Source organism: Nocardia sp. NPDC050793 (assembly GCF_040654065.1).
In the GTDB taxonomy this organism is placed as follows: domain Bacteria; phylum Actinomycetota; class Actinomycetes; order Mycobacteriales; family Mycobacteriaceae; genus Nocardia.
The window spans coordinates 62,960-86,727 of sequence record NZ_JBFAHG010000006.1; the positions used below are offsets into that span (position 1 = coordinate 62,960).

Consider the following 23,768-nt stretch of genomic DNA (forward strand, 5'->3'; position numbering starts at 1 on the left):
TGGAAAGTTGCCAGCTCGCCGGGGGATCGAGCGATCACTCGCGCGGCGGGCAGCGGTCGGCGTCAGGAAGATTCCGGGGACAGCCGACCGATCAGCGGCACAGGCAGCAACAACCACCGAGCCGACACAGATCCACTGTGCGGCGTCGGGTGAGCATCAGCTCGTGGTCGGATTGCACGAAAGGCAGTTTACCCAATTCGGCCGGGGAATTGGGACCGGGGGTACGTCACAGTCGCCGTCCAGCGGCTTTACGACTGGTTTTGCCCCGTCAAGGGGGCCAACGCGGTGCGCAGATCGCCCGCCTTGGGCACGCCGGAGATGCGGAAGCGCTCCCTGCCCTCGATGTCGAAGACGAACGTGGTCGGCAGCGAGAGCACGTTCAGTTCCCTGGCCAGCGCCGGTTCGGCATCGATGTCGACCTCGATGTCCTGCGGCGGGCGCGGCGACTCCGCCAGGTCCGCCGCGACTCCGGCAACCACCCGGCGAACCGCGGCGCACGGTCCGCACCAGTCGGCGGAGAAGTGCAGCACCGCGGGACCGGATCCGGTGACGCCCACCGAGGCGAGCAGGGCGGCGCGCGCGGAGCCGGTCTCGGTGGCGGGAGCGGCCGCGCGCAGTTTGCCGTGGCGGCCGCGCAGCACCAGCCCGACGGCGAGCGCGGTGAGCAGAACGAGGGCCAGCAGTGTGAGTTCGGTCATGGTCTCTGCAGCTGGTCCAGGTCGATTGTCACGTTCTCTCCTTTGCCCTCGACCAAGATCTGCCCGCCAAGCGCGAACACCTTCGTCGGGCGCACGCCGAACGGCAGGTCCTTCGTATCGATAGTGCGCGTGAAGCGGGCGAGCACCGCGGGCCGGTCGGTCTCGGGCACGACGGCGGTGGTGGTCAGGTCGGTGTCGCTGCTGCGGTAGAAGCCGGTGGCGACGATCTTGACCTGGTCGCCGTCCAGCGTCAGCTCGGCCTGCACCGCGACCTTGTCACCGCTCTGCGCGCCCGACTTGCCGGGCTGGAGGGTGCTGCCCGGCAGCGTGCCGGTGAGCACGAGCGCACCCTCGGTGGTCATGCCGGTGCCGCCGGAGCCGCCCGTTCCGTCGGATTTGTCCGCCGGACGCGAATGCACTTGCAGGTCGGGGATATTGAACAGGCGGCCCAGTTCGACCGGCTCGATGCGCATCCCCGCCTGGATCTTTTCCACCGGCACCTTGCGCACGTTGCCGTCGGCCAGGTCGCTCATGCTCACCCGCACGCCGGTGAGCGTCGCGTCGACCCTGATCTCGCCGGGAATGTCGGGGCGGACCACGTCCGCGCGGATCACCATGCTCTGGTAGCGGCCGTCGATGGCTTGGCCGAGGAAGGGGAAGCCATGGATGGTGACCTCGGGGTCGGCGCTGAGATCGGTCCCCTCGCGCAGCGTGCGCGAGACGCGGTTCTCCGAGTAGGCGGCGGCACCGAAATCGATGACGACCGCCAAACCCCCGAGACACAGCAGTCCGATGATCAGCTTGCGCATGCCATGAACAGTAATGCGACGGCGAGCTCGGGGTTGCGACGGTCTCATCGTCGGCACTTCCCTCACCCGGATGGCGAGGTCATCGGGGTTGACGCGCTAATCTTGCACTCGATTACCTGTGTATTAGCGATGCGGCTACGGCGATGCTGCCGTTGCTTCGGCGCTACGAGATGGGAGGAGGGCTTGTGGAGCTGCTCCTGCTGACCTCTGACCCCAACCCCGAGTCGGTGTTGCCCTCGCTCGCGCTGCTCGCGCACAACGTGCGGCCCGCTCCGACCGAGGTGGCGTCACTGTTGGAGGCCGGTACCGCCGACGTCGCGCTGGTCGATGCCCGCACCGATCTCGCCGCCGCCCGCGGACTGTGCCGCCTGCTCGGCAGCACCGGTTCGTCGGTGCCGGTCGTCGCCGTGCTCACCGAGGGTGGGCTGGTCGCGGTGAACGCGGACTGGGGACTGGACGACATCCTGCTGCCCGGCACCGGACCCGCGGAACTCGACGCCAGGCTCCGTTTGCTCGTCGGTCGCAACGGCGGCGTCGCGAGCCCCGAGAACACCGGCAAGATCACCCTCGGCGAACTCGTCATCGACGAGGGCACCTACACCGCCCGGCTGCGCGGCCGCCCGCTCGACCTCACCTACAAGGAGTTCGAGCTCCTCAAGTACCTCGCCCAGCACGCGGGCCGGGTCTTCACCCGCGCCCAGCTGTTGCAGGAGGTGTGGGGCTACGACTTCTTCGGCGGCACCCGCACCGTCGACGTGCACGTCCGTCGGCTGCGCGCCAAGCTCGGCAGCGAATACGAGTCGCTCATCGGCACGGTGCGCAACGTCGGCTACAAGGCGGTCCGCCCGTCCCGCACCGCGGCGAAGGGCGAGCCCGTCACGTTCCCCGACGACGACACCGAGGGCGACGACTCCAACCTCACGCCGCTCAACGGTTCGGTGCAGTAGGGGGCTGCGTCGCAGGGCCGCAGCCGCTCGAGAAATGGATTCGACGGTAGTCGAATGGCGGCTCGACACGCGCTGAGAACCACCATTTCTCTCCCGTCGATTTGGCGTCTCGACCCGGCCCCGGAATGCCGCGGCCGCTCGCGGCGCTGACAGACTTCGGAGAGCGGCGTCGAGCCGCAGCAGTGCGTCGTGGGCGGCGCCGTACCGGAGAGGGGTAGGTCGTGGTCGAGGTGCGATGGACCGACGAGCTGGCTGCCGACGCCGCGCGGGCGGTGCGGGAGTTGCTCGGGCGGGTCACTTCCGCCGATGGCGTGGCGCCCGTCTCCGAGCAGGCCGTGCTGTCGTTGAGCGAGAAGGGCGCGGCGCGGCATCTGCTCGCCGAGCGCGCGGGCGCGATCGTAGGGTACGCCAATCTCGTTGCGGCGCACGGGGATCACCCGGCGATGGTGGAGGTCGGCGTGGATCCCGAGGCGCGCGGGGGCGGCGTCGGAACCGAACTCGTGCGGGCCGCGCTCGCGGAAGGCGGACCGGGGACGCGCGTGTGGGCGCACGGTGATCGGCCCGCGGCCAAGGCGGTCGCGGCACGTCTCGGCCTGATGACGGCGCGCGAGCTGTGGCAGATGCGGCGCGCGCTGGCAACACCGGAGCTACCCGAGCTGACGGTGCCGGACGAAATCGTCCTGCGCACCTATTCCGGCCCCGCCGACGACGCCGAACTGCTGCGCGTCAACAACGCCGCCTTCCACTGGCATCCCGAACAGGGCGGCTGGATCGAGCGCGATATCGAAGTCCGCCGCGCCGAACCGTGGTTCGACCCGAACGGCCTGTTCATCGCCACCGCCGCCGACGACACCTCCCGCATCCTCGGATTCCACTGGACCAAGGTGCATCACGAGGAGAATCCTCCGGTCGGCGAGGTCTACATCGTCGGCATCGATCCCGCCGCCCAGGGCCGTGGCCTCGGCCGCCTGCTCACCCTCGAGGGCCTGCGCTACCTGCGCGACCGCGGACTTCGCGAGGTGCTGCTCTACACGGAAGCCGACAACACCGCCGCCGTCCACACCTACACCCGCCTCGGCTTCACCACCGCTCACGTCGACGTCGCCTACGCCGCGCAATAGGCTGCCAGGCCGAGCTCGCGGGCCGTCGAACCGCCGTACCCAGGTTCGGCGGATTCGTCGAAGGTCGCGCGCCCGCGCCGCTCGAGAACCGGATCCGGCCTGATCACCGGGGTGCGGCCGTAACCGGCTCGCCTCGACAGCCTGGTCGACCCGCCGAAAGCCGACCGCCGCACCAACAAAACATGGCGCGAAAGTGGCCGCGCGGGGCCATCCAGTAAAGCTGCGGCAAATGTCACACAGAACAGACCCAATCGCGCCGGGCTGTTCACTTTGCGTTCACTCAGCTTGGTCCAACTGTCAACCGAGCGACTTTACGTTACTTAAAGGCAGTGCAGCCGCTGCCTGGTGCGCAAGTTCCCCGCGAACAGCACCACAACACCCGCCCGGGCCGGTGAGGGACCGGGCGTGTCGGACGCGATTCCCGGAGGAATAGTGAATCTCAAGCGCAGCAGCGCCCTGGTCGGTGTGCTGGCCGTTGTCGCCATGCCCCTTGCCGCCTGTGGCAGCGACGACAACACCACCGGCGACACGAGCAACGCCGCCAACACCAGCGTCGCCTGCGGCGGCAAGAAGTCGCTGAAGGCCAGCGGCGCGTCCTCGCAGAAGAACGCCATGGAGCGCTTCATCGCCGCCTACGAGGCCAACTGCGACGGCTACACCCTGAACTACACCTCCAGCGGCTCCGGCGCGGGCGTGAACGAGTTCATCGGCAGCCAGACCGATTTCGGCGGCTCCGACTCCCCGCTGAGCTCGAAGAAGGAAGAGCCCGCCAAGGCTCAGGAGCGCTGTGGCGCCCCGGCGTGGAACCTGCCGACCGTCTTCGGCCCGATCGCCATCACCTACAACATCGACGGCGTCACCGACCTGGTGCTCGACGGCCCGACCGCCGCCAAGGTGTTCAACGGCGCCATCACCACCTGGGACGCGCCCGAGATCAAGGCGCTCAACCCGAACGCCAAGCTCCCCTCGGAGAAGATCGCCGTGATCTTCCGCTCCGACGAGTCGGGCACCACCGACAACTTCCAGCTCTACCTGGACGCCGCCTCCGACAGCGCGTGGGGCAAGGGCGCGGGCAAGACCTTCAACGGCGGTGTCGGTGAAGGCGCCAAGGGCAACGAAGGCACCTCGGCCGCGATCAAGAGCACCAAGAACTCGATCACCTACAACGAGTGGTCCTTCGCCAAGTCGCAGAACCTCTCCGTCGCGCAGATCGTCACCTCGGCGGGCAAGGACCCGGTGAAGCTGTCGGTCGAGACCGCGGGCAAGGCCATCGACGGCGTGAAGATCAAGGGTGAGGGCAACGACCTCGTCCTCGACACCAGCTCGTTCTACAAGCCGACCGTCGCGGGTTCCTACCCGATCATGATGGCGACCTACGAGATCGTGTGCTCGAAGTACAGCGACGCCGAGACCGGCAAGGCCGTCAAGGCGTTCCTGACCTCCGCCGTGACCAACGGCCAGAAGGGCCTGGACGAGGGCGGGTACATCCCGATCCCCGAGCAGTTCAAGACCCGCCTGACCACCGCGATCAACGCCATCTCCTGATCGAACAGCCATGACCGTGCACCCTGAGGTGGCCGCCCCGGGCTCGTCGGACTCGACGGGCCCGTCGGCGGCTGGAGATACTGCGCAAATGCCGAGTGATACGAACACCGAGCCGGCCCCCGTCCGGCGCCGTCCGCCCCACAGCCAGCGCGCCGAGGCGATCTTCCACTCGCTCGCGACGGCCGCGGGCGCGATCATCGTCGCCTCCATCGCGTTGATCGCGCTGTTCCTATTGATTCGCGCAGTGCCTTCGCTCAGGGCCGACGAGGTGAACTTCTTCACCAGCACGGAATTCAGCACCACCAACGCGGACAACCTCCGGTTCGGCATCCGTGACCTGCTCATGGTCACGGTGCTGAGCTCGATCTTCGCGCTGGCGATCGCGGTGCCGATCGGCGTCGGCATCGCGCTGTTCCTGACCCACTACGCGCCGAAGGCGTTGGCGCGCCCGTTCGCGATGCTGGTCGACCTGCTCGCCGCGGTGCCGTCCATCGTCTTCGGTCTGTGGGGTTTCCTGGTGCTCGCCCCGGAGCTCGAGCCGGTGCAGCGCTTCCTGAACGAGAACCTCGGCTGGTTCTTCCTGTTCTCCGACGGAAACGTCTCGATTGCGGGCGGCGGCACGATCTTCACCGCGGGCGTGGTGCTCGCGGTGATGATCCTGCCGATCATCACGTCGGTCTCGCGTGAGGTCTTCAACCTCACCCCGGTCTCGCACATCGAGGCCGCTCAGGCGCTCGGCGCGACCAAGTGGGAGGTCGTGCGGATGACCGTGCTGCCCTACGGGCGCAGCGGTGTGATCGCGGGCTCGATGCTCGGCCTCGGCCGCGCGCTCGGCGAGACCATCGCGGTATTGGTCGTGCTGCGCACCTCGGCACAGGCGGGTAGCTGGTCGCTGTTCGACGGCGGCTACACCTTCGCCTCCAAGATCGCTTCGGCGGCATCGGAATTCAGTTCGCCGCTGCCGACCGGCGCCTACATCGCCGCAGGCTTCGTGCTGTTCGCGCTGACCTTCGTGGTCAACGCGCTGGCCAGGCTCGCGGCAGGCGGAAAGGTGAACGGCTGATGGCAACGCTGACGAAGTTCGACCAGCCGGTCAAGGCCCCGACCTTCCGGCACGTGAGCACCGCCCGGCGGGTGAAGAACTACACCGCCACCGGCCTGGTCGCCGCCTGCTTCGGCATCGCGCTCGTGCCGCTGGGCTGGGTGCTGTGGATGGTGATCAGCAAGGGCATCACCGCGATCGCCTCCGCCGACTGGTGGCAGAAGTCGCAGAAGGGCATCCTGCCCGACCAGTTCGGCGGCGGCGTCTACCACGCGATCTACGGCACCGTCGTCCAGTCGGCGGTCGCGGCGATCATCGCCGTGCCGCTCGGCATCATGGCCGCGGTCTACCTGGTCGAGTACGGCCGGGGCAGACTCGCCAAGGTCACCACGTTCATGGTCGACATCCTGGCCGGCGTGCCCTCGATCGTCGCGGCGCTGTTCATCTTCGCGCTGTGGATCGCCACGCTGGGCGCCCCGCAGAGCGCCTTCGCGGTGTCGCTGGCGCTGGTGCTGCTGATGCTGCCCGTGGTGGTGCGCAGCACCGAGGAAATGCTGAAGCTGGTGCCGGACGAGTTGCGTGAAGCCTCGTACGCGCTCGGCATCCCGAAGTGGAAGACGATCGTGCGGATCGTCATCCCGACCGCGGCGCCCGGCATGATCAGCGGCACCCTGCTCGCGCTCGCCCGCGTCATGGGCGAGACCGCGCCGGTGCTGGTGCTCGTCGGCTACGCGAAGTCGATCAACACCAACCTCTTCGACGGCAACATGGCCTCGCTGCCGCTGCTGATCTACCAAGAGCTGGCCAACCCCGAGGCCGCGGGCCGCGAACGAGTCTGGGGCGCGGCGCTCACGCTGATCCTGCTCATCGCGCTGCTGTACGTGGCGGCGGCGGTCGTCAACAAGCTGCTCACGCGGAACCGATAGAAGCGAACGGATATTCAGATGGCCAAGCGTATCGACGTCAAAGACCTGAACATCTACTACGGCAAGTTCCACGCGGTTGCCGAAGTCTCGCTCACCGTGTTGCCGCGCAGCGTGACCGCCTTCATCGGCCCGTCCGGCTGTGGTAAGTCCACCGTGCTGCGCTCGCTCAACCGCATGCACGAGGTGACCCCGAGCGCCCGCGTCGAGGGCGCGGTGCTGCTGGACGGCGAGGACATCTACGGCGCCACCGTCGACCCGGTCGGCGTGCGGCGCACCATCGGCATGGTGTTCCAGCGGCCGAACCCGTTCCCCACCATGTCGATTCGCGACAACGTGGTGGCCGGGCTGAAGCTGCAGGGCGTGCGCAACAAGAAGGAGCTCGACGAGGTCGCCGAGCGTTCGCTGCGCGGCGCCAACCTCTGGAACGAGGTCAAGGACCGCCTCGACAAGCCGGGTGGCGGCCTGTCCGGTGGTCAGCAGCAGCGTCTGTGCATCGCTCGCGCCATCGCGGTCTCGCCCGACGTGTTGCTGATGGACGAGCCCTGTTCGGCGCTCGACCCGATCTCCACGCTCGCGATCGAGGACCTGATCACCGAGCTGAAGAAGGAATTCACGATCGTCATCGTCACGCACAACATGCAGCAGGCCGCGCGCGTGAGTGATCAGACCGGCTTCTTCAACCTGGAGGCCCAGGGCAAGCCGGGCAGGCTGATCGAGATCGACGACACCGAGAAGATCTTCTCCAACCCGGGCCAGAAGGCGACGGAGGACTACATCTCCGGCCGCTTCGGCTAGGAACCACGAAACACGAAGGGCCCGCGCGGAAATCGCGCGGGCCCTTGTCGTCTGTACCGGTTGGCACGCCCGGTGGCTGCACGTGTCCTCGCACGGGGTTCACACCCTTCGCAGCGGCTGCAACGTCTGTGAACCGTGTGAAGAGTGTGCGAGGAACTAATCGCGCCTCGTACGGCTCGGCCCCGGCGTGCTCCGCCGGGGCCGAGAAGGGTGATCCGCGCGTGCCCTCTGCTGTTGCCCGGCAGCAGTGCGCGCCGGGCCGCGCGTTCTAGGCTTCGGCGTCGGGGTCCGCGGGCAGCACGCCCGTGACGAGGAAGATGACCCGGCGGCCGATCTCCACCGCGTGGTCGGCGAAACGCTCGTAGTAGCGGCCGAGCAGGGTGACGTCCACCGCCGCGGCGACGCCGTACTTCCAGTCCCGGTCCATCAGCAGGGTGAACAGGTGGCGATGCAGGTCGTCCATCGCCTCGTCGTCCTGGTTGAGCTGCGCGGCACGGTCGGGGTCCCGCGTCTCCAGCACCTCTTTGGCGCCCGCACCCATGTTCACCGCGATGCGGCCCATCTCGGCGAAGTAGCCGTTCACCGATTCGGGCAGCGCGTGGTTCGGATGACGCCTGCGGGTGACCTTGGCGACGTGCAGGGCTAGCGCGCCCATCCGGTTCACGTCCTGCACGATCTGGATGGCGCTGACCACCTGGCGCAGATCGCCTGCGACCGGCGCTTGGAGCGCGAGGAGCGCGAACGCCCGCTCCTCGGCATCGGTGATCATTTCGGCGATCCGATCCGACTCGGTGATCACCTGCTCCGCCAGCGACAGATCGGCCTGCAGCAGCGACTGGGTGGCCCGGTCCATGGCCGATCCCGCGAGACCGGCCATCTCGCCCAGCAGGTAGGCGAGATCGGCCATTTGCTCGTTGTAGATGACACGCATAAAACCAGACACTAGTTCCCGGCCCTGTCCAAGTCACCAACGGAGGGTGAATAGACCGGTGCCTGCGGGTCCCCGCAGCTGGGGCCGGACGCACTCGCAAGCGTCGTCGCCGACATTCACGTGCTCCAGGTCGAAGGGCGGCATGACAGGTGTCACAACGCGAGTCCAGAGACGATCACCTGTAGAACGTCCTTCGGCTCGAACCTGGTTCTCGAAGCCTCTGCGGTGTGCTGGATCGTCTACTTGCACATTTCGTCGGCCGCGTTGACGTGCTCCAAGTCCGAGGGCAGTACGGTCGGCGCCGTGTCCGTCGAGGTGCTCGTCACGATGTTGGTGATCGGGTCACCGACCGGCGTCGGCGCCTTCACGGTGACGCCGTTCGTCGAATCGACTCCGACCACGACCTCGACGATGCCGCCGAGATCGTCGGCGGCCTCGATCGTCGCGCCGGGGATCGACGTGGCCACGGTGGCGGCCTCGGCCTCCAGACCCGCGGCGTAGCGGACCTTGGTCGTCTGCGAGGTGCCGTTGGCGTAGTTGCCGGTGTTGTAGATCGTGAAGCCCTGGTTGCCGAGTTTGGTGGCCGCCGTGCGCGCCAGGCCCTCGATTCCAGAGCCGTTGGAGACCAGCAGCGAGACAGTGGACGGATCGACCGCCGTGTACTTCGTCGGCGTCGGCGCGGCCGGGGTGAGGGCAGGCCCGGGGGCGTCGTCCTGGGCGCTCGGCTTCTCGCCGGGCAACGGCTGATCGTCGCGGATCGCCTTGAAGATCGCCTTGATGTCGGATTCGCGGGGGATCTCGTTGCCGTAGGACGTGGTGCCCGCTGTCGGGACGGTGATGAATGTGACGGTGCCCGCGTCGATCTTCTGCAGCGAGCGTCCGAGCATCAGCAGATCCTCGGTTTTGACGGCGTCGACCCAGGTGTGGTTTCGGAACGCTTCGACGAAACCGTTCAGCTTGCCCGGATCGAAGAGCACCCTGCTCGACAGCGCGCCGCGCAGCAGCGAGGCCAGGAAGCGCTGCTGCCGGTTGATGCGGTCGTAGTCGCTGCGCTCCTCGCCGTAGACGTGTCTGGCGCGCACGTAGTTCAGCGCGGTCTCGCCGTTGATGCGCTGCTTGCCCGGCTGCTCGAGGATGGTGCCGAGCACGGAGTCGACGAGCGGCTTGTTCGCGCACACCTCGACGCCGTCGACCTGGTCGACCATCGACTCGAAACCGGCGAAGTCGATGCCGATGAAGTGATTGATCGAGGCGCCCGTCAGGCGCTGGATCGTGGTGAGCAGGCACTTCGGGCCGCCGAGGGCGTAGACGGCATTGAGCTTGTCGCCCATGGCGGAGGGGAAGGTCTCGTTGGTGTAGGACTCCTTCTCGTTGTCCCACCCGTTGCACTTCGGCCTGGTCACGTCCAGATCGCGGGGGAACGACACGACGACGACCCGGTTCCTGGCCTTCGGGATGTGCACGAGCATGGTGGTGTCCGCGCGCGATCCCTCGGCGTCGTCCAGGGTGCCCGCGCCCAGCTGGCCGTTGGCGCCGGCACGGGTGTCGGTGCCGACGAGCAGATAGTTCTCGTCGCCGAGCTGGGCATTGGAGTCGACGATGTCCTCTGAGTTCTCGTCGAGGGCGGAGACCTGGGTGAAGCCGTTCGTGGTCGAACGCAGGTAGCTCCAGCCGCCGCCGGTGACCAGCAGCACCAGCACCGCGACCAGTGCGGCGGACACCCGGCCCGTGGTCCTGAGCCGCCGGTTGCGCCGCTGCTTCGAGGCGGCCAGCCGGGTCAGCGGCGGGCCAACGGACTTGGGCGGTGCCGCGATCTTGGACGTGGTGGACTTGGGCGCCGCGGCGGACTCGGTCGTTGGCCACTTCTCGGTCGCGGGCTCGGGGGCCTCCGGCTCGTCGAGCGGTGGCAGTACGTCGGTGACCTCTTCGGCGGGCTCGGCCGGTTCGGCGGCGCGGCGCGGCGGTGTGGCGTGCGTCGCGCCGGTGATGTCATCCACGACGGCGGACGGAGCGCGGCGGGCCTGCCGACCGGGTGCGGCCTGCCCCGCGGCTCGACGCTTCGGCGCGGCCTCCTCGGGGCGGGCACCCGGTGCGGGCTTCGCGGGGGTGGATTCCGGGGCGCGGTGCGGAGGCGCTTGTGCTGCGCTGCGCAGGGGAGCGTTCGGCGTGCCGCGCTGGGCGCCCTCGGGTGCACGACGCTGGGTGGTTTCAGGCGCGTGGCGCTGGGTGGTTTCAGGCGCGTGGCGCTGGGTGCTTTCGGGTGCGCGGCGCTGGCCACTTTCAGGTGCACGACGCTGGGCACTTTCAGGCGCGTGGCGCTGCGTGCTTTCGGGCGCGTGGCGCTGGGCACTTTCAGGTGCACGACGCTGGGCGGCTTCCGGCCCGCCGCGCTGGGCGGTTTCGGGTGCGCGGCGCTGGCTGGTGTCGGGCGCCCCACGCCGAGCGCTTTCTGGCGCACGCTGGGCGCCTTCCGGCGCGCCGCGCTGCGGAGTATTCGGCGCTCCGCGCTGAGGACCTTCTGGCGCGCGGTGTTGCTGCGGAAAAGGTCCCTCGGGCGCGCGCCGCGATGCGGCGGGGTCTGCGGGGCGTGCGGGTGCGGAGGCGGCCGGTGCGGTCTCGGCGCGGCGATCGGGGCGTCCACCGTTGTCGGCACGACGCCTGCGGCCGATGCGCTCGCTGTCGACCTTCTCGACCAGATCCTGGACGGTCAGCGGCGCGTCGGCAGCGCCATCCGTGTGCCTGGAGCGCCGGGACACCCGTGCGCCGTCTCGTTCGGGGTTCTCCGCCGTGGAATAGCGCTCCCACGGGGCGCGACCTCCGGGCCCTGGCGCACGCCCGTGCCGATCGTCACCCACCAACGAACCTCGCTTTTCGTCTTTGCTGCCGCCGGCGCCGAGCTCGAACCAGCATGACCGATTTCGCCAATGATAACGATTCCGCCACGGCGGGCCAGCCCGGAGCGAGATCGAATACGCCGCAAAGCCGTTTGCAATTCGCAGTTGTTCGGTAACCGGATGGTAGCGAAACCTGTGTCAAAACAGCCGATACCAGGGAGGTTTCGGCGCGTGTCGGTTTGCCCGTCCCCCGGCGGGGATCGTGCCTGCTCAGCCTCCGCTGTGCATAACGTCGGCCGCGATCGGTACGGCGGGATCGTCCGGATCGTCGAGCCAGCCGTGCGGCAGCGCGACCTTGCCGGGCGAGCCTTGCCGCCCGCGCGGTCCCTCGGCGTCCTTCGGGAACGGCGCGGACGGGTCGAGCTTGCCGATCAGGTCGCCCAGTTCGGTGAGACTGGACACAGTGGCGAAGGCGCGGCGCAGATCCGCGCCGACCGGGAAGCCCATCAGATACCAGGCCATGTGCTTGCGCAGATCGCGCATGGCCTTCTCCTCGCCGAGATGATCGGACAGCAGCGCGCCGTGCCGGTGCAGTACCTCGCCGACCCGCCCCAGGTTCGGCGCCTCGGGCAATTCCTGGCCGCGCAGCGCCGCCTGTAGCTCACCGAAAAGCCACGGCCTGCCGAGGCAGCCGCGACCGACGACAACGCCGTCGCATCCGGTCTCCGCCATCATGCGGACCGCGTCGTCGGAGGAGAAGATGTCGCCGTTGCCGAGCACCGGGATGGTGGTCACCGCCTCCTTCAGCCGCGCGATGGCCGACCAGTCCGCCTCACCGGAGTAGCGCTGGGCGGCGGTGCGCGCGTGCAGCGCGACGGCCTTCGCGCCCTCGGCCTCGGCGATGCGGCCCGCGTCGAGGTAGGTCAGGTGCTCGTCGTCGATGCCGATGCGGAACTTGACCGTCACCGGGACGCCCGCGGGCTCGGCTGCGCCGACCATGGCGCGCACGATCCTGCTGAACAGCGCCCGCTTGTAGGGCAGGGCCGCGCCGCCGCCGAGGCGGGTCACCTTCGGCACCGGGCAGCCGAGATTGAGATCGATGTGATCGGCCCAGCCTTCGCCGACGATGATGCGCACCGCCTCGCCGAGCGTGGCCGGGTCGACGCCGTAGAGCTGCATCGAGCGCGGGTGCTCGTCCTCGTCGAAGGACATCATGTGCAGCGTCTTCTCGTTGCGCTCGACCACCGCGCGCGCGGTGATCATCTCGCACACGTAGATGGAGGTGGAGCTGCCGAATTCGCGGCACAGCTTGCGGAAGGCCAGGTTGGTGATGCCCGCCATCGGCGCGAGCACCACCGGCGGATCGACCGGATACGGCCCGATCCGCAGCGTGGCCGGCGCCTCGGTAGTCATCGTCACGCGTTCCAGTGTCTCATCAGGGGGCGTGCGGCCCGGCAGCACCGTGGCGTGACGTGCGCTGATTCACTGGCAACCGTGGGCCTTACACGCGGTCGAATGCGCTCGAAGGCTTAGTCTGGGACAGTCAGCTGTATCCACACCGACATCGGAGTACCCATTGCCAGCCGAGGACATCGAATCGGGCACGCCCGGCGAGGACAAGGCCACCGCCGCGGAACAGCGTGAGAACACGTCGGACGTGCGCCTCGACAAAAAAGACGTTCCAGCCCCCGCCCCGAAGTCAGGCGCCACCGTCTCCATTCCGGTGTCGTCGGTGCTGTGGGGCGCGGCCGTCGGCGTGCTCGGCGTGCTGACCGTGCTGTTCGCCGTGCTGTGGTGGTCGGCCAAGAGCGATCTCGACGAACGAGATCAGCGCGCCGCCGACGACCGCCGCGCCGAACAGGTCGCCACCGATTACGCGGTCGGCGCAGCGACCGTCAATTATCAGGACATCAACGCGTGGGTCGGCAAGTTGAAGGCCAACACCACCCCGCAGCTGGCGAACAAATTCGACGCGACGGCGCCCAAGCTGGAGCAGATTCTGGTTCCGCTGAAGTGGACGTCGACCGCGTCGCCCATTTCCGCCGAGGTCGTTTCCGAGGACAACGGCGTCTACAAGGTGAATGTCTTCGTGAACGTCAGTTCGACGAATGCGCAGAGCCCGGAAGGCGCGCAAACCACGGTCACTTACAACGTCACCTTGGACGAGAACTCCGGCTGGAAGATCACCGATGTCGGCGGAACCGACGGCGCATTGCCATTGAACTGAATGCCGTCGAACTGAATAGTGGCCCGACAAAAGCGCGCCGCCGCCGGAACTATTCCGGCGGCGGCGCTTGCTTTTCGATCCGCGATCAGATCGCGGCGGCGCCCGCGAGTTCGCGCTTCTTGGCTTCGCGGGCGAGCATACGATCGCGCTGGTCTTCGAACTTGTCGACGTCCTTGCTCAGCTTCTCCAGGAAGTTGCCGAGCCGCTCGCGCACTTCCTCGCCGCGGGCGGTGAAATCGTCGCGCTCGAAGATGCTCCACTTCTTCAGCACCGGCTGCACCACCTCTTCGAGGTGCTGGCGCAGGTCGTAGATGCCGTGCTTGGCCATCAAAACGCCGTTGCGGCGGAAGTTGGGCATGCCCGCTCCGGGCATCTGGAAGTTCTCCAGAATCAGCGTGATGGCCTCGATGGCCTGGTCGGGAGCCAGATCCAGGGCCGCGCCGCACATGTTGCGGTAGAAGATCATATGCAGGTTCTCGTCGGCGGCGACGCGCTGCAGCATGCGGTCGGCGATCGGGTCGTCGCAGACCTTGCCGGTGTTGCGGTGCGACACACGGGTGGCGAGTTCCTGGAAGGTCACGTAGGCCACCGAGTGCAGGAAGCCCGCGTCGGCCTCGGTGGGGGAGGCGAAGCCGTTGGTCATGTGGACCATGCGGGCCTCTTCGAGGGCGACCGGATCCACCCCCCGGGTGACCACTAGGTAGTCACGCATGACGATGCCGTGCCGGTTCTCCTCGGCGGTCCAGCGGCCGACCCAGGTGCCCCACGCGCCGTCCTGCGAGAAGTTCTCCGCGATCTCGCGGTGGTAGGAGGGGAGGTTGTCCTCGGTGAGCAGGTTGGTGATCATGGCCGCCTTGGCGACCTCGCTCAATCGGGACTGCTCCGGGTCCCAGTCGACACCCCCGAGTGCCGCGAAGTTGCGGCCCTCGTCCCACGGCACGTAGTCGTGCGGATGCCATTCCTTTGCCAGAGAGAGATGCCGGTTGACGTTCTGTTCGGCAACCGGCTCCAACTCCGTGAGCAGCTCGAGTTGAGTCAGATCCCTTGCCATGTAATAGCCCTTCATTGAGTGCGTGCACGCTTGCAGGTCGTCCCCCCGGGTAGACCGTGCTGATGCGGCCATACCTTACGGCACCGTAGGTGTGATGCGAAGCGCATACAGCGGACAATCGGCGCCCGGTGATGCACTTCATACGTCATCATCGACGCTCGGCGCACCATCCGAGTGTAAGCCGCGTCGAGCGTCACGTCCGGTGGCAGCAGGCCGTCCGCTCGCAGCGACTTGTCTATCGGCGCGGGCCCGCAGGCGTTAGCTCGCTCCGGCCGCGATCCTCGCGCGGCGCTCGGCGGGTACCCATCGAGAAGCCGGCCGGGCACGCTGCCCGGTGCGTCGCCCGCTTTCTCGATCAGTGCCTTTCGACCGCACCCTGCCCGCCATCCGCTGCCGCTGAGCAGGCCCGCGTGGGTGTCGCCGAGCGCGCTGCCGCCCGGAAGCGGCTTCCGCTCCCCGCGCCGCACACCTGCTTCCATCGCCATCGTTAGCGCTCGGACCATGCTCGACCAGCGCCTGTCCGATCACGCTGCCGCTGTCGTCCACCGCCGAAACAGCCCGCCGAGAACGCTGTCGATCGCGTTGCAGCCCGACGACGAACTTTGTGCTCCGGAACAAGCGCGCCTGCGCCGCCATCCATCCACTCAGCCCAAGTACGCCAACCGGATCGGGGTGAGTATGGGTAGCCGTGCTGCCTTCTATCGTGTCCGCAATCGTGCCGATCGAGCGCGGCGGCTGGAGATGGCGCCCGTTGCGGATCTGCCATTTCGCCGCAGACCACCTGACGGAGGTCGCCTGGGCCGCGACGGCCTCGCTCCGCCGAACCTCGCGACGATCCGGTCAACGCGAATGTCGCAGGGCGATTAGTCGAAGGAAGCATCGGCGCCGCAGGGTGCTGCGAAAATGCCGCAGGCGCCCGGAACGGTTCCGGGCGCCTGCGGCGGTGTGCCCCCAGTAGGGCTCGAACCTACGACCTGCGGATTAAAAGTCCGTAGCTCTACCAACTGAGCTATAGGGGCGCGAAGGGCAAGTGTAGTGCGCGGTGTTCGTTTCCCCAAGCCGGGCGGCGCCGGGTCGGGATGGGTGGGGTTCGGCGGGTGGCGGGTGTGCGCGCGGTGTGGTTCGACGCGGGCCCGCGGGTGGGGTAACAAGGGAAGTGCGCGATGCGATGGTGCCGGGTAAACATTTGGCACCCAGCTTTGTTCATTCCTCCGGGAACTGGATATCATCCAATCATGTTGGCTTCCAGGGACTTTGGATTTGCAGAGGGAGGGAGACCGAAGCTCGGGGGAGCGCGCGGGCGGCGCGGGCGATGGTCGCGCGGAGGGCGGGCTGCCGTCCGGCCTGCCGGTCGGCTCGGGTGAACGGCGCTGGCACGCTGGCGAATTCGGGAATCCGGCAAACAGGCGATTCTGATTGCGCGATGTTTGCTGTAACAGATATCCGAAGTCGGCGGCTACCTGACTCTTCGGTTTGCCGCGTGTCGGAACGCGATTCCGGGTACGGTGACGCCTTGGTGAATTCCGGAAGAATCGCCGCCACACCCGGCGAACTGGAATTCGGCTTATCGTTGTTGTGCTCTAACGTGTCGCGACCGGTACGGCCGATCGTGGCGAACAAGGAGTCGATGCCGCAGGAGGCTGATCCAAGACGATGTTTGCCCGGGTGCGCACCCCCTGCGGCGCACCCAGGCAGGCAAACTATACCAGCTGGTGTGTTTCAGGTTTTTCGCAAGTTTTCGTACCGAAAGTTTGAAACTGGGCGAAAACCCGGTTTGAAGTATTGATAAAACTCATAACTTCGCGCCAAGGGTTCGTTCCTATGGGGGGCACCGATTGGCGACGAGTAGGCTTCGGAGGCGTTTCGAGCATGGCACGGCAGCAAGAGCGGGCCCGCCGGACACGTGCGGCGATTATCAGGTCCGCCGCCGTTGAGTTCGGGAAGAGCGGCTATGCCGCTGCATCGCTCAACCGCATATTGGAAGGTTCACGCGCGACCAAGGGGGCGATGTACTTCCATTTCGATTCCAAGGAAGATCTGGCCCGCGCGGTACTGGAAACGGCGGTGGAGCGGTATCGGTCCTCGGCCGAACGCTGGCTCGCCAGAACGGATCTCGGTCCGCTGGACACCCTGCACGGGATGGTCGACGAGATGGCGCTGCGGCTGGAGCACGACATCATCGTGCAGGCGGAGTACCGCCTGATCATCGAGCCGGACTTCTACCGCGACGTGCAATCCGGCGGCAGTCGCATCCTCGGCCGCGCGACGAGGGTGCTCGCCGTTCGCGCCATCGAGCACGGGCAGCTGCGTTCCGACGCCGACCCGGACCGGTTCACCAGGACGCTTGCCGCGGCTCTCGCCGGCCAGCGCTACATGGTGGACCTCATGGGTGGCGCGGCCGATCTGCGCTCGCGCTTCCAGGAGGCGCTGGAGGTGGTGGTCGACGCGATGGCAACCCCGGAGTGGGGCGCCGCGTTCCGCGTCGACGGCTGGCGTGTCTCGGCGCGGCTGGAAGAGCTCGGTCTGGGCCTCTGACCAGCTGATTTGGGAATCACGCCGATACTGTCATAAGCTATGCGAGCTCCCAACGGACAGCCGTTGAAAGCCGGTCCGGAGGAATCCGGGACGAGCCCCCTTCGTCTAGCGGCCTAGGACGCCGCCCTTTCAAGGCGGTAGCGCGGGTTCGAATCCCGTAGGGGGTACGGTCTTCGGACCGTTGGAAGCAGAGCAAGGCCCTGTGGCGCAGTTGGTTAGCGCGCCGCCCTGTCACGGCGGAGGTCGCGGGTTCGAGTCCCGTCAGGGTCGCAAGTAAGCGCCGGAGCGATCCGGCGTTTCGCGTATGGCATTCGGAACGGGTGCCTGCGGCCAGGTAGCTCAGTTGGTACGAGCGTCCGCCTGAAAAGCGGAAGGTCGCCGGTTCGATCCCGGCCCTGGCCACCACAATCCCCTCGCCGATCCAGGTGGGGGGATTTTTTGTTTCGCTCATCGCTCGGGTTGGCGCATACGGATACTGGCCGGAGTGTGACAGAAGTCTCCTCGGCGCCCACCTCCGTCCGTAATGTCTTGTTCGTGTGGAGCATCGCCGTCTTGGCCGTCGTCAGCTGTATCGTCATCGCCTTCGGTTTCGGCGTTGGCCTACCGAAGGATTGAGTCCCGGCCGTCGGCACGGGCCCACGGCCGCGCAGTCTGCTCGCCGTACGCCATCAGAGACATCCGTGGGGTCTCGTGAAGTTCTGGTCGTCGACTATTCGTTCGAGTCCGATCCCCTCCGCTCGGCGAATTGCGAACGGGGTGGTCGGGCGAAATGGGATGCTGGGAGCATGGCTGAACGGTGGTACTACTGCTTGAAGCACCAGCGTGCCGAGAAGGGGCGCCAGTGCTGGTTCCGGGACCGGATCGGCCCGTACCCGGACCAGGCCACGGCCGAACGCGCGCTGGAAATCGTGCGTGCGCGCAACGCACGCGAGGACGCGCGCGACCGATCCTGGCGCGAAGGCGACTGACACCCTCCTGCGCGACAACCGATTTCGTTCGCGAAGCCGGGCGGTAGTGCCCGCGCCCTCGCCGTCGCCGCAGGTCCGCGACTTGATCTTGGTCCGGGCCGCCGCGCGCGATGCCCTGCCTCCCGCATGCGGCCGCTCAGGTGTCCATCAGGTCGATCGAGTACGGTTTCTCAGAATCTTCAGTATCCAATGAGTGCTCGGCGGTCCGGCGTGGGCTGCTGGCTGGACCAGGTGAGCAGGGAGGGCGACCCTTGAGGGTTACCGTTGTTGTGCCGACCTACAACGAGCGGGAGAATCTGCCGGTTGCGGTGGAGCGGCTGACGGCGCTGCCGGTACCTGACCTGCACGTCCTCGTCGTCGACGACAATTCGCCGGACGGTACAGGCGAGGTCGCCGACAAGCTGACCGCTGAGCTGCCCAACGTGGTCGGTGTGCTGCACCGCACCGAGAAGGACGGCCTCGGTCGCGCCTACGTCGCTGGCATCACCCGCGCGCTGGACGAGGGCGCCGACGTGGTGATCCAGATGGACGCCGACCTCTCGCACCCGGCCGAGGTGATTCCGGCCATGCTGGAGAAGCTGCGCGACACCGAAGCCGGTGTCGTGCTCGGCTCCCGGTACGTTCCCGGCGGCTCCACCGCCGAGGAGTGGAAGTGGTACCGCAAAGCGCTCTCGGCCTGGGCGAACTTCTACGTGAACCTGATCCTGCGCCTCGGCGTGAAGGACGCCACCGCCGGTTTCAAGGCGTGGCAGGCCGACACGCTGCGCGCCATCGACGTGGCCTCGATTCGCAGCAACGGCTACTCGTTCCAGGTCGAGATGAACTACCGCACGGTCAAGCGGGGCATCTCGATCGCCGAGGTGCCGATCCGGTTCGAGGAGCGCACCAAGGGCGCCTCGAAGATGAGCCTGAAGGTGCAGCTGGAATCGGCGCTGATGCCGTGGAAGCTGCTGTTCGGCCGCTCGGTCTGATCACACGACTCGGACAGACGACAGAGCCCCGCATCCGTATGGACGCGGGGCTCTGACGCGTTCGGGGATCGCGCGGTCTTGCGCAGGTTCGCCATGTGCACGGCACCGACACCACCCCATGATCGACAGTGTCACGGTGAACGCGTGCTCGAGACGGTGGCGATGGTGGCCACCGCGCCGAGCCGGCCACCTCTGCGACCTGCAGTACGCCGGCGGGCACCGAGGACAGCGACCCCGGACGGTTCAGCGCGGGGTTGCGGATGGCACGTCGGCCGGCCAGTTCAGCAGCGTCTCGAGATACAGCTGACGTACCGACTCGACCCGCTCGTTCATCGCCGCGGGGTCCCAGTCGTGCACGTCGATGGGGGCGAGAATCGCGACGTCCACCGTGCCGCGGCGAGCGATCATCGAATTGCGCCAAGAGATTTCGCCCGCGTTGCGGATCACCACCGGGATCACCGGGACGCCCGCCTGGTGGGCGATGTGGAAGGCGCCCTTCTTGAAGGGTCCGACTTCCGGTGTGTAAGAACGAGTTCCCTCCGGCGAGACGGCGATCGACAGCCCGCCGCGCAGTGTCTCGACCACGGGCGCCAAGGCCGCCTTGGCGCGGTGAGTGTCCGAGCGGTCGATGAAGGTCACGCCGACGAAGCGCATCAGCGGGCCGAAGAGCGGGTTGCGGGTCAGCTCCTTCTTGCCGATGCCGGTGACCGCGCCGCCGAGCACGTTCGGCACGATGATCACGTCGAACTGGCTCTGGTGATTGAAGAGGAATACGGCGGGGCGCGGCGTGCGCGCGTGTTCCGCGCCGGTGACCCGGATGCGCACACCGAGCGCCCGCAGCGTCGCGCCGGTGCCGTAGGCCATGAGCGCGTCGGCCATCCTCCTGCGCTGCCCGGTGTACGCCTTGGCCAGCACGCCGAACACCGCGCCGCCGATCAGCGCGGCGAAACCCGCGATCGTGCGCAGGTAGTCCAGCGGCCGCGGCGCCTGGCGCGGCCGGAAGGCCAGCGACGGCCAGGCGTTGCCGGTCGCCATCGCGGCGAGTTTGCGTTCCGGATTCACCGCGACGGGATGCCCGGCCAGCGCGAGCAGCGGCACGTCGGCCATCCCGTCGGAGTAGGCGTAGCTGCGGCTCAGATCGATGCCGTTGGCCGCGGCGAACGAGCGCACCGCGTCGGCCTTTCCGTGCCGCCACAGCGTCTTGCCCTCGGCGTAGCCGGTGAGTACGCCGTCGCTGGTGGCCATCTCGGTGCAGAGCACGTGCGCGACGCCGAGCGCCGCGGCGGCGGGCGCCACCTGGAAGCGCGTCAGCGAACTGGTCAGCACCACGGTGTGCCCGGCCGCCTCGTGCGTCCGGATCAGTTGCCACGCCTCGGGAAACAGGTGGCCGTAGATGGCCCGGCGGAACAGTCGCTTGCCGAGTTCGTCGAGTTCGTCCTCGGTCCGTCCGGCCAGCGCGTGCGAGGCTTGCTGAAGGAAACGGCTGTACTCGCCGTCGGTGAGCCCGTTGCGGATGCCGCCGAGCAGCGTCGCGGAAAGGCTGCCCGAGCCGCGGCCACGCAGCGCTCTGCGATACAGCGGCGGGCGGGCGAAACCGTCGACGACAGCGCCGCCGAAGTCGAAGACCGCGGCGATCTGCGGGCCCTGCGGCCCGGATCGGATGGCGGACAGCAGCGTCGGTAGATCGGCGGGTGAATCCGGATGGCCGCCTTCGAGATCGGCGGACTTGCGCGGTGCGCCGGCTCGGCTCATCGCGCCGCCCCCGGAATGTTGGACGGGTCGAGCGCCGCCGCCTGCGCGATCCGCGCCCCGATATCGCGCAGGCGCTCGGCGAATTCGTTGCGACGCGCGGTCGCTTCCACACGGTCCTTGGCCGAGGTGCCCGCCACCGGAGCGAGCAGCCCGTGATTGTCGGCCAGTTTCAACGCGCTGCCGAACAACTCGGTGGATACCGATTCCGGGCTGTGCAGTCGCTGCTGGAGCATCATCTGCTTACCCACCGACACGCATTCGTCGAGGAATTCCTTGCGGTCGATGGCGACACCGGGGTCCCGCGCGGCCAGCCGCTCGGCGACCACCAGTTGCGCGTCGAAGAACGAGCGAAGCACGCGGTGGGCCATCATGAATCCGGACGCGGTGAGCTTTCCCAGAATGTCGGCGCCGAGGGTGTCCTTGCGGCTGCGCGAGTTCCAATCCGGGTCGACGAGCAGCACTTCGGCGGTGATCTGGGCGGTGAATTCCGCGCGGTCGGGGAAGAAGAACTCGAATTTCAGCAGATCGCGCAGCCGGAAGGCCTCGTCCCAGCCGGTGCGGAGCTGATCGGTCGCACCCGAATCCACCGCGGCCAGGATCGACAGCTCCAGAATCGCCCGGTTCACGAACCAGTGCACGGCGCTGTTGCGGTAGAAGGCCGCCTCCAGGTGCGCGCCGCTCTCGATGGAATACACCGGCTCCAAGCCGCCGCGATAGACGGTGACCACCTTGGCGAGCGAAAGCTGTTCCAGCACAACGGCCAAACTCTGCTCGTCGCGCAACGCGTCGAGTTCGCCGCTTGGCAGCCCGCGCTTCTCGATATAGCCGAGCACCGGCGCGAGCAGGGCGCGCACCTCGCCGAGGGTGAGCGCTCGCTCATCGACGCCGAGCAGGGCCAGCGTGGCCAACGCGTTGACGGTGATCGGGGTGACGCTGTTGATCCCGACGGCGATCTCGAAGGCGAGGCGCTGCACGGCCTTTCGCTCCCGCTCCATGGTCTCCGGATCGGTGTCGGCGATCGGCGCGGCGACGGAATCGGTGTGGTGCAGTGGAATCGAGACGCGCGGCGGGGTGAGCGGGTCGCCGTGCGCGGCCAGCCGATCGCGCGCCGAGAGAGGCGCGCCGAAGCGCACGTAGACGCGGCCCGCCGAATGCTGCTGGCTGCGGATGTAGCGCGCCATCCAGGTCAGCCCTTCGGGCTTCTTTGTGCCGCCCGACTGTTCGGTGGCGATGGCGCCGAGCTCGTTGAGCCGCTCGTAGGTGATCGAGACCGGTACCAGCATCACGTCGTCGACGCGGTCGGCGCGCACCGCGGCGGCGAGGTAGTTGAGCAGGCCGTAGCGCGGCGGGCGAAGCTTGCCGGTGCGGGTGCGGCCGCCCTCGAAGTACCACTCCAGGTTGAAGCGCTTGGCCACCAGGTAGGCGAAGTACTCCTCGACGACCGCCTTGTAGACCTCGTCGTCGCCGAAGCTACGCCGAATGAATACGGTGCCGGTGCGCCGCGCGATCGGACCGAGTGGCCAGAAACGCAGATTGGCGCCGCCGATCACGTGATTGGGCGGAAAGTCGTTGCGGGCCAGCACGTCGCCGAGCACGAACGCGTCCACGTAGGACCGGTGCGAGGGCAGGAAGATCAGCGGATAGCGGCGATTGAGCGCGCGCAGCGCGGCCAGCCCGGACTCGTCGGTGTCGACCTTCCATGTCGAGGCGTGCACCGGGCGCATGGCCTGGGTGAACAGATCCGAGACCAGCCTGCTCTGGGCGGCGACCAGTTCGTTGAGCGCTTTCTCCGCGCGGCGGTACACCTCCTGTGGATCGGCGCCGATCTGGTCGGCGATCAGCTCCAGCCTGCGCAAGAAGTCGGGGGAGTCGAGGATCTCCTCGGTCACCAACCGCGGCACCTTGTAGCGGTCGCCGATGATGGAGCGCTCCGCGCGCTCCAGCGCGACGACCGCGGCGCGCAGAATGGCGCGGGCGAACGGTTCGGCTGTTCCCGCCGCGTGCAGGGCCGAGGCCTCGGGGTTGTTGGTACGCAGTTCGCTCAGCAGGGCGGGCTGTCCGGTCAGGATGACGTGCCGGTCCGGCGATTTGTGCACCAGTCTGCGCTGGGCGAGGCGGTGCGGTTTGCGGGGATTGGTGAGCATCGCTATATCGGCGAAGGTCATCCGGCGCACGCCGTCGCGCTCCGGCGGCAGCCAGAGCACCCGGATCGGCACCACCAGTGGGTCGTCGCGCCGCCCGATCAGCCTGTCGGCGATCGCGCCCGCGTCCAGGTCGAGCTGGGTGATCGGCGCGTCGGTGCCGATCTCCTTGGCGATGCCGCCGTCGCCGAGCCAGGCGCCGATCAGTTTGCGCTCGACCCCGGAGGTGGCGTCCACCAGTGCCACCACCGAGCGGGGCGCGGTAGCTGACTTCGTCGGCGAGCCGCCGCGGTGCTCGATCATCGATGTTCTTCCCTCCGCAGGTGACGCTTACTTCATTCAAGCCTTTCGCGTCGCCGCGCGCAGGCACTCCGCGCGGCGAGTTCGATTCGGTATGTCGAAGAGCGAGCGCCGACCGGTGCGGCCGAACGGCCGTGGAGGTGGGACAACCGGTGTCGCCCTTGGGGTTTGCCGA

Annotated in this window: 19 protein-coding genes and 4 tRNA genes; 14 read left to right on the forward strand and 9 right to left on the reverse strand. The window is 67.8% G+C overall.

Going from position 1 to position 23,768, the window contains the following annotated elements; translation table 11 throughout:
* Positions 1-248 precede the first annotated feature (248 nt).
* On the reverse strand, positions 249-698 hold the full coding sequence (locus AB0H50_RS21820; protein ID WP_357455519.1) for a thioredoxin family protein: 450 nt from the start codon (positions 696-698) through the stop codon (positions 249-251).
* Complete coding sequence (locus AB0H50_RS21825) at positions 695-1,507, reverse strand: LmeA family phospholipid-binding protein (protein WP_357455522.1); 813 nt, start codon at positions 1,505-1,507, stop codon at positions 695-697. The genes AB0H50_RS21820 and AB0H50_RS21825 overlap by 4 nt, the downstream gene beginning before the upstream one ends.
* 185 nt (positions 1,508-1,692) lie before the next feature.
* Between AB0H50_RS21825 and AB0H50_RS21830 the strand changes: the two genes are divergently transcribed.
* From AB0H50_RS21830 to pstB, 6 genes are all read left to right on the forward strand, one after another.
* The gene (locus tag AB0H50_RS21830; RefSeq protein WP_357455525.1) at positions 1,693-2,454 is read left to right on the forward strand and encodes a response regulator transcription factor; all 762 of its coding nucleotides are present in this window, start codon (positions 1,693-1,695) and stop codon (positions 2,452-2,454) included.
* 221 nt (positions 2,455-2,675) lie between these two features.
* Positions 2,676-3,575 carry a mycothiol synthase gene (gene mshD, locus AB0H50_RS21835; protein ID WP_357455528.1) on the forward strand — a complete coding sequence of 300 codons (900 nt, stop codon included), beginning with the start codon at positions 2,676-2,678 and terminating at the stop codon, positions 3,573-3,575.
* A 432-nt stretch (positions 3,576-4,007) separates the two neighbouring features.
* Complete coding sequence (gene pstS, locus AB0H50_RS21840) at positions 4,008-5,120, forward strand: phosphate ABC transporter substrate-binding protein PstS (RefSeq protein WP_357455531.1); 1,113 nt, start codon at positions 4,008-4,010, stop codon at positions 5,118-5,120.
* 88 nt (positions 5,121-5,208) lie between these two features.
* On the forward strand, positions 5,209-6,183 hold the full coding sequence (pstC, locus tag AB0H50_RS21845; RefSeq protein WP_357455532.1) for a phosphate ABC transporter permease subunit PstC: 975 nt from the start codon (positions 5,209-5,211) through the stop codon (positions 6,181-6,183).
* Positions 6,183-7,088: a phosphate ABC transporter permease PstA gene (gene pstA / locus AB0H50_RS21850; protein ID WP_357455534.1), complete on the forward strand. Its 906-nt coding sequence runs from the start codon at positions 6,183-6,185 to the stop codon at positions 7,086-7,088. Before pstC ends, pstA begins: the two co-directional genes overlap by 1 nt.
* Positions 7,089-7,106: 18 nt before the next feature.
* Complete coding sequence (pstB, locus tag AB0H50_RS21855) at positions 7,107-7,883, forward strand: phosphate ABC transporter ATP-binding protein PstB (RefSeq protein ID WP_357455537.1); 777 nt, start codon at positions 7,107-7,109, stop codon at positions 7,881-7,883.
* A 268-nt stretch (positions 7,884-8,151) separates the two neighbouring features.
* Here the strand turns inward: pstB and phoU are convergent, their stop codons facing one another.
* The 3 genes from phoU to dusB form a co-directional block, all read right to left on the reverse strand.
* Positions 8,152-8,814, reverse strand: a complete 663-nt coding sequence (gene phoU, locus AB0H50_RS21860; protein ID WP_357455539.1) for a phosphate signaling complex protein PhoU — start codon at positions 8,812-8,814, stop codon at positions 8,152-8,154.
* Positions 8,815-9,053: 239 nt separating this feature from the next.
* A complete protein-coding gene (locus tag AB0H50_RS21865; RefSeq protein WP_357455541.1) occupies positions 9,054-10,811 on the reverse strand; it encodes an LCP family protein in 1,758 nt (585 codons plus the stop codon).
* Between the two features lie 1,107 nt (positions 10,812-11,918).
* Positions 11,919-13,061, reverse strand: a complete 1,143-nt coding sequence (gene dusB / locus AB0H50_RS21870; protein WP_357456116.1) for a tRNA dihydrouridine synthase DusB — start codon at positions 13,059-13,061, stop codon at positions 11,919-11,921.
* Between the two features lie 244 nt (positions 13,062-13,305).
* On the opposite strand from dusB, the gene AB0H50_RS21875 reads away from it, so the two are divergent.
* Positions 13,306-13,875: a hypothetical protein gene (locus AB0H50_RS21875; protein ID WP_357456119.1), complete on the forward strand. Its 570-nt coding sequence runs from the start codon at positions 13,306-13,308 to the stop codon at positions 13,873-13,875.
* Between the two features lie 85 nt (positions 13,876-13,960).
* On the opposite strand, the gene AB0H50_RS21880 is transcribed toward AB0H50_RS21875, so the two are convergent.
* Positions 13,961-14,926, reverse strand: a complete 966-nt coding sequence (locus AB0H50_RS21880; protein ID WP_357455544.1) for an acyl-ACP desaturase — start codon at positions 14,924-14,926, stop codon at positions 13,961-13,963.
* A 501-nt stretch (positions 14,927-15,427) separates the two neighbouring features.
* Here AB0H50_RS21880 and AB0H50_RS21885 point away from each other — a divergent pair.
* Positions 15,428-15,793 carry a hypothetical protein gene (locus AB0H50_RS21885; RefSeq protein WP_357455546.1) on the forward strand — a complete coding sequence of 122 codons (366 nt, stop codon included), beginning with the start codon at positions 15,428-15,430 and terminating at the stop codon, positions 15,791-15,793.
* Positions 15,794-15,872: 79 nt separating this feature from the next.
* Here the strand turns inward: AB0H50_RS21885 and AB0H50_RS21890 are convergent.
* A tRNA-Lys gene (locus AB0H50_RS21890) sits at positions 15,873-15,945 on the reverse strand.
* An 850-nt stretch (positions 15,946-16,795) separates the two neighbouring features.
* Between AB0H50_RS21890 and AB0H50_RS21895 the strand changes: the two genes are divergently transcribed.
* The 6 genes from AB0H50_RS21895 (at position 16,796) to AB0H50_RS21920 (ending at position 19,400) form a co-directional block, all read left to right on the forward strand.
* Complete coding sequence (locus tag AB0H50_RS21895; RefSeq protein ID WP_357455548.1) at positions 16,796-17,461, forward strand: TetR family transcriptional regulator; 666 nt, start codon at positions 16,796-16,798, stop codon at positions 17,459-17,461.
* 94 nt (positions 17,462-17,555) lie between these two features.
* Positions 17,556-17,628, forward strand: a tRNA-Glu gene (locus AB0H50_RS21900).
* A 29-nt stretch (positions 17,629-17,657) separates the two neighbouring features.
* A tRNA-Asp gene (locus AB0H50_RS21905) sits at positions 17,658-17,731 on the forward strand.
* 58 nt (positions 17,732-17,789) lie between these two features.
* A tRNA-Phe gene (locus AB0H50_RS21910) sits at positions 17,790-17,866 on the forward strand.
* A gap of 380 nt (positions 17,867-18,246) precedes the next feature.
* Positions 18,247-18,429, forward strand: a complete 183-nt coding sequence (locus AB0H50_RS21915; protein ID WP_068056091.1) for a hypothetical protein — start codon at positions 18,247-18,249, stop codon at positions 18,427-18,429.
* A 251-nt stretch (positions 18,430-18,680) separates the two neighbouring features.
* Entirely contained in the window at positions 18,681-19,400 is a 720-nt protein-coding gene (locus AB0H50_RS21920; RefSeq protein WP_357455551.1) for a polyprenol monophosphomannose synthase, read from the forward strand.
* A 243-nt stretch (positions 19,401-19,643) separates the two neighbouring features.
* Here AB0H50_RS21920 and AB0H50_RS21925 read toward each other — a convergent pair whose 3' ends face one another.
* Together AB0H50_RS21925 and AB0H50_RS21930 are read right to left on the reverse strand one after the other, a co-directional pair.
* Entirely contained in the window at positions 19,644-21,152 is a 1,509-nt protein-coding gene (locus tag AB0H50_RS21925) for an HAD-IB family hydrolase (protein WP_357455553.1), read from the reverse strand.
* A complete protein-coding gene (locus AB0H50_RS21930) occupies positions 21,149-23,596 on the reverse strand; it encodes a glycerol-3-phosphate 1-O-acyltransferase (RefSeq protein ID WP_357455556.1) in 2,448 nt (815 codons plus the stop codon). Before AB0H50_RS21930 ends, AB0H50_RS21925 begins: the two co-directional genes overlap by 4 nt.
* Positions 23,597-23,768: the final 172 nt, after the last annotated feature.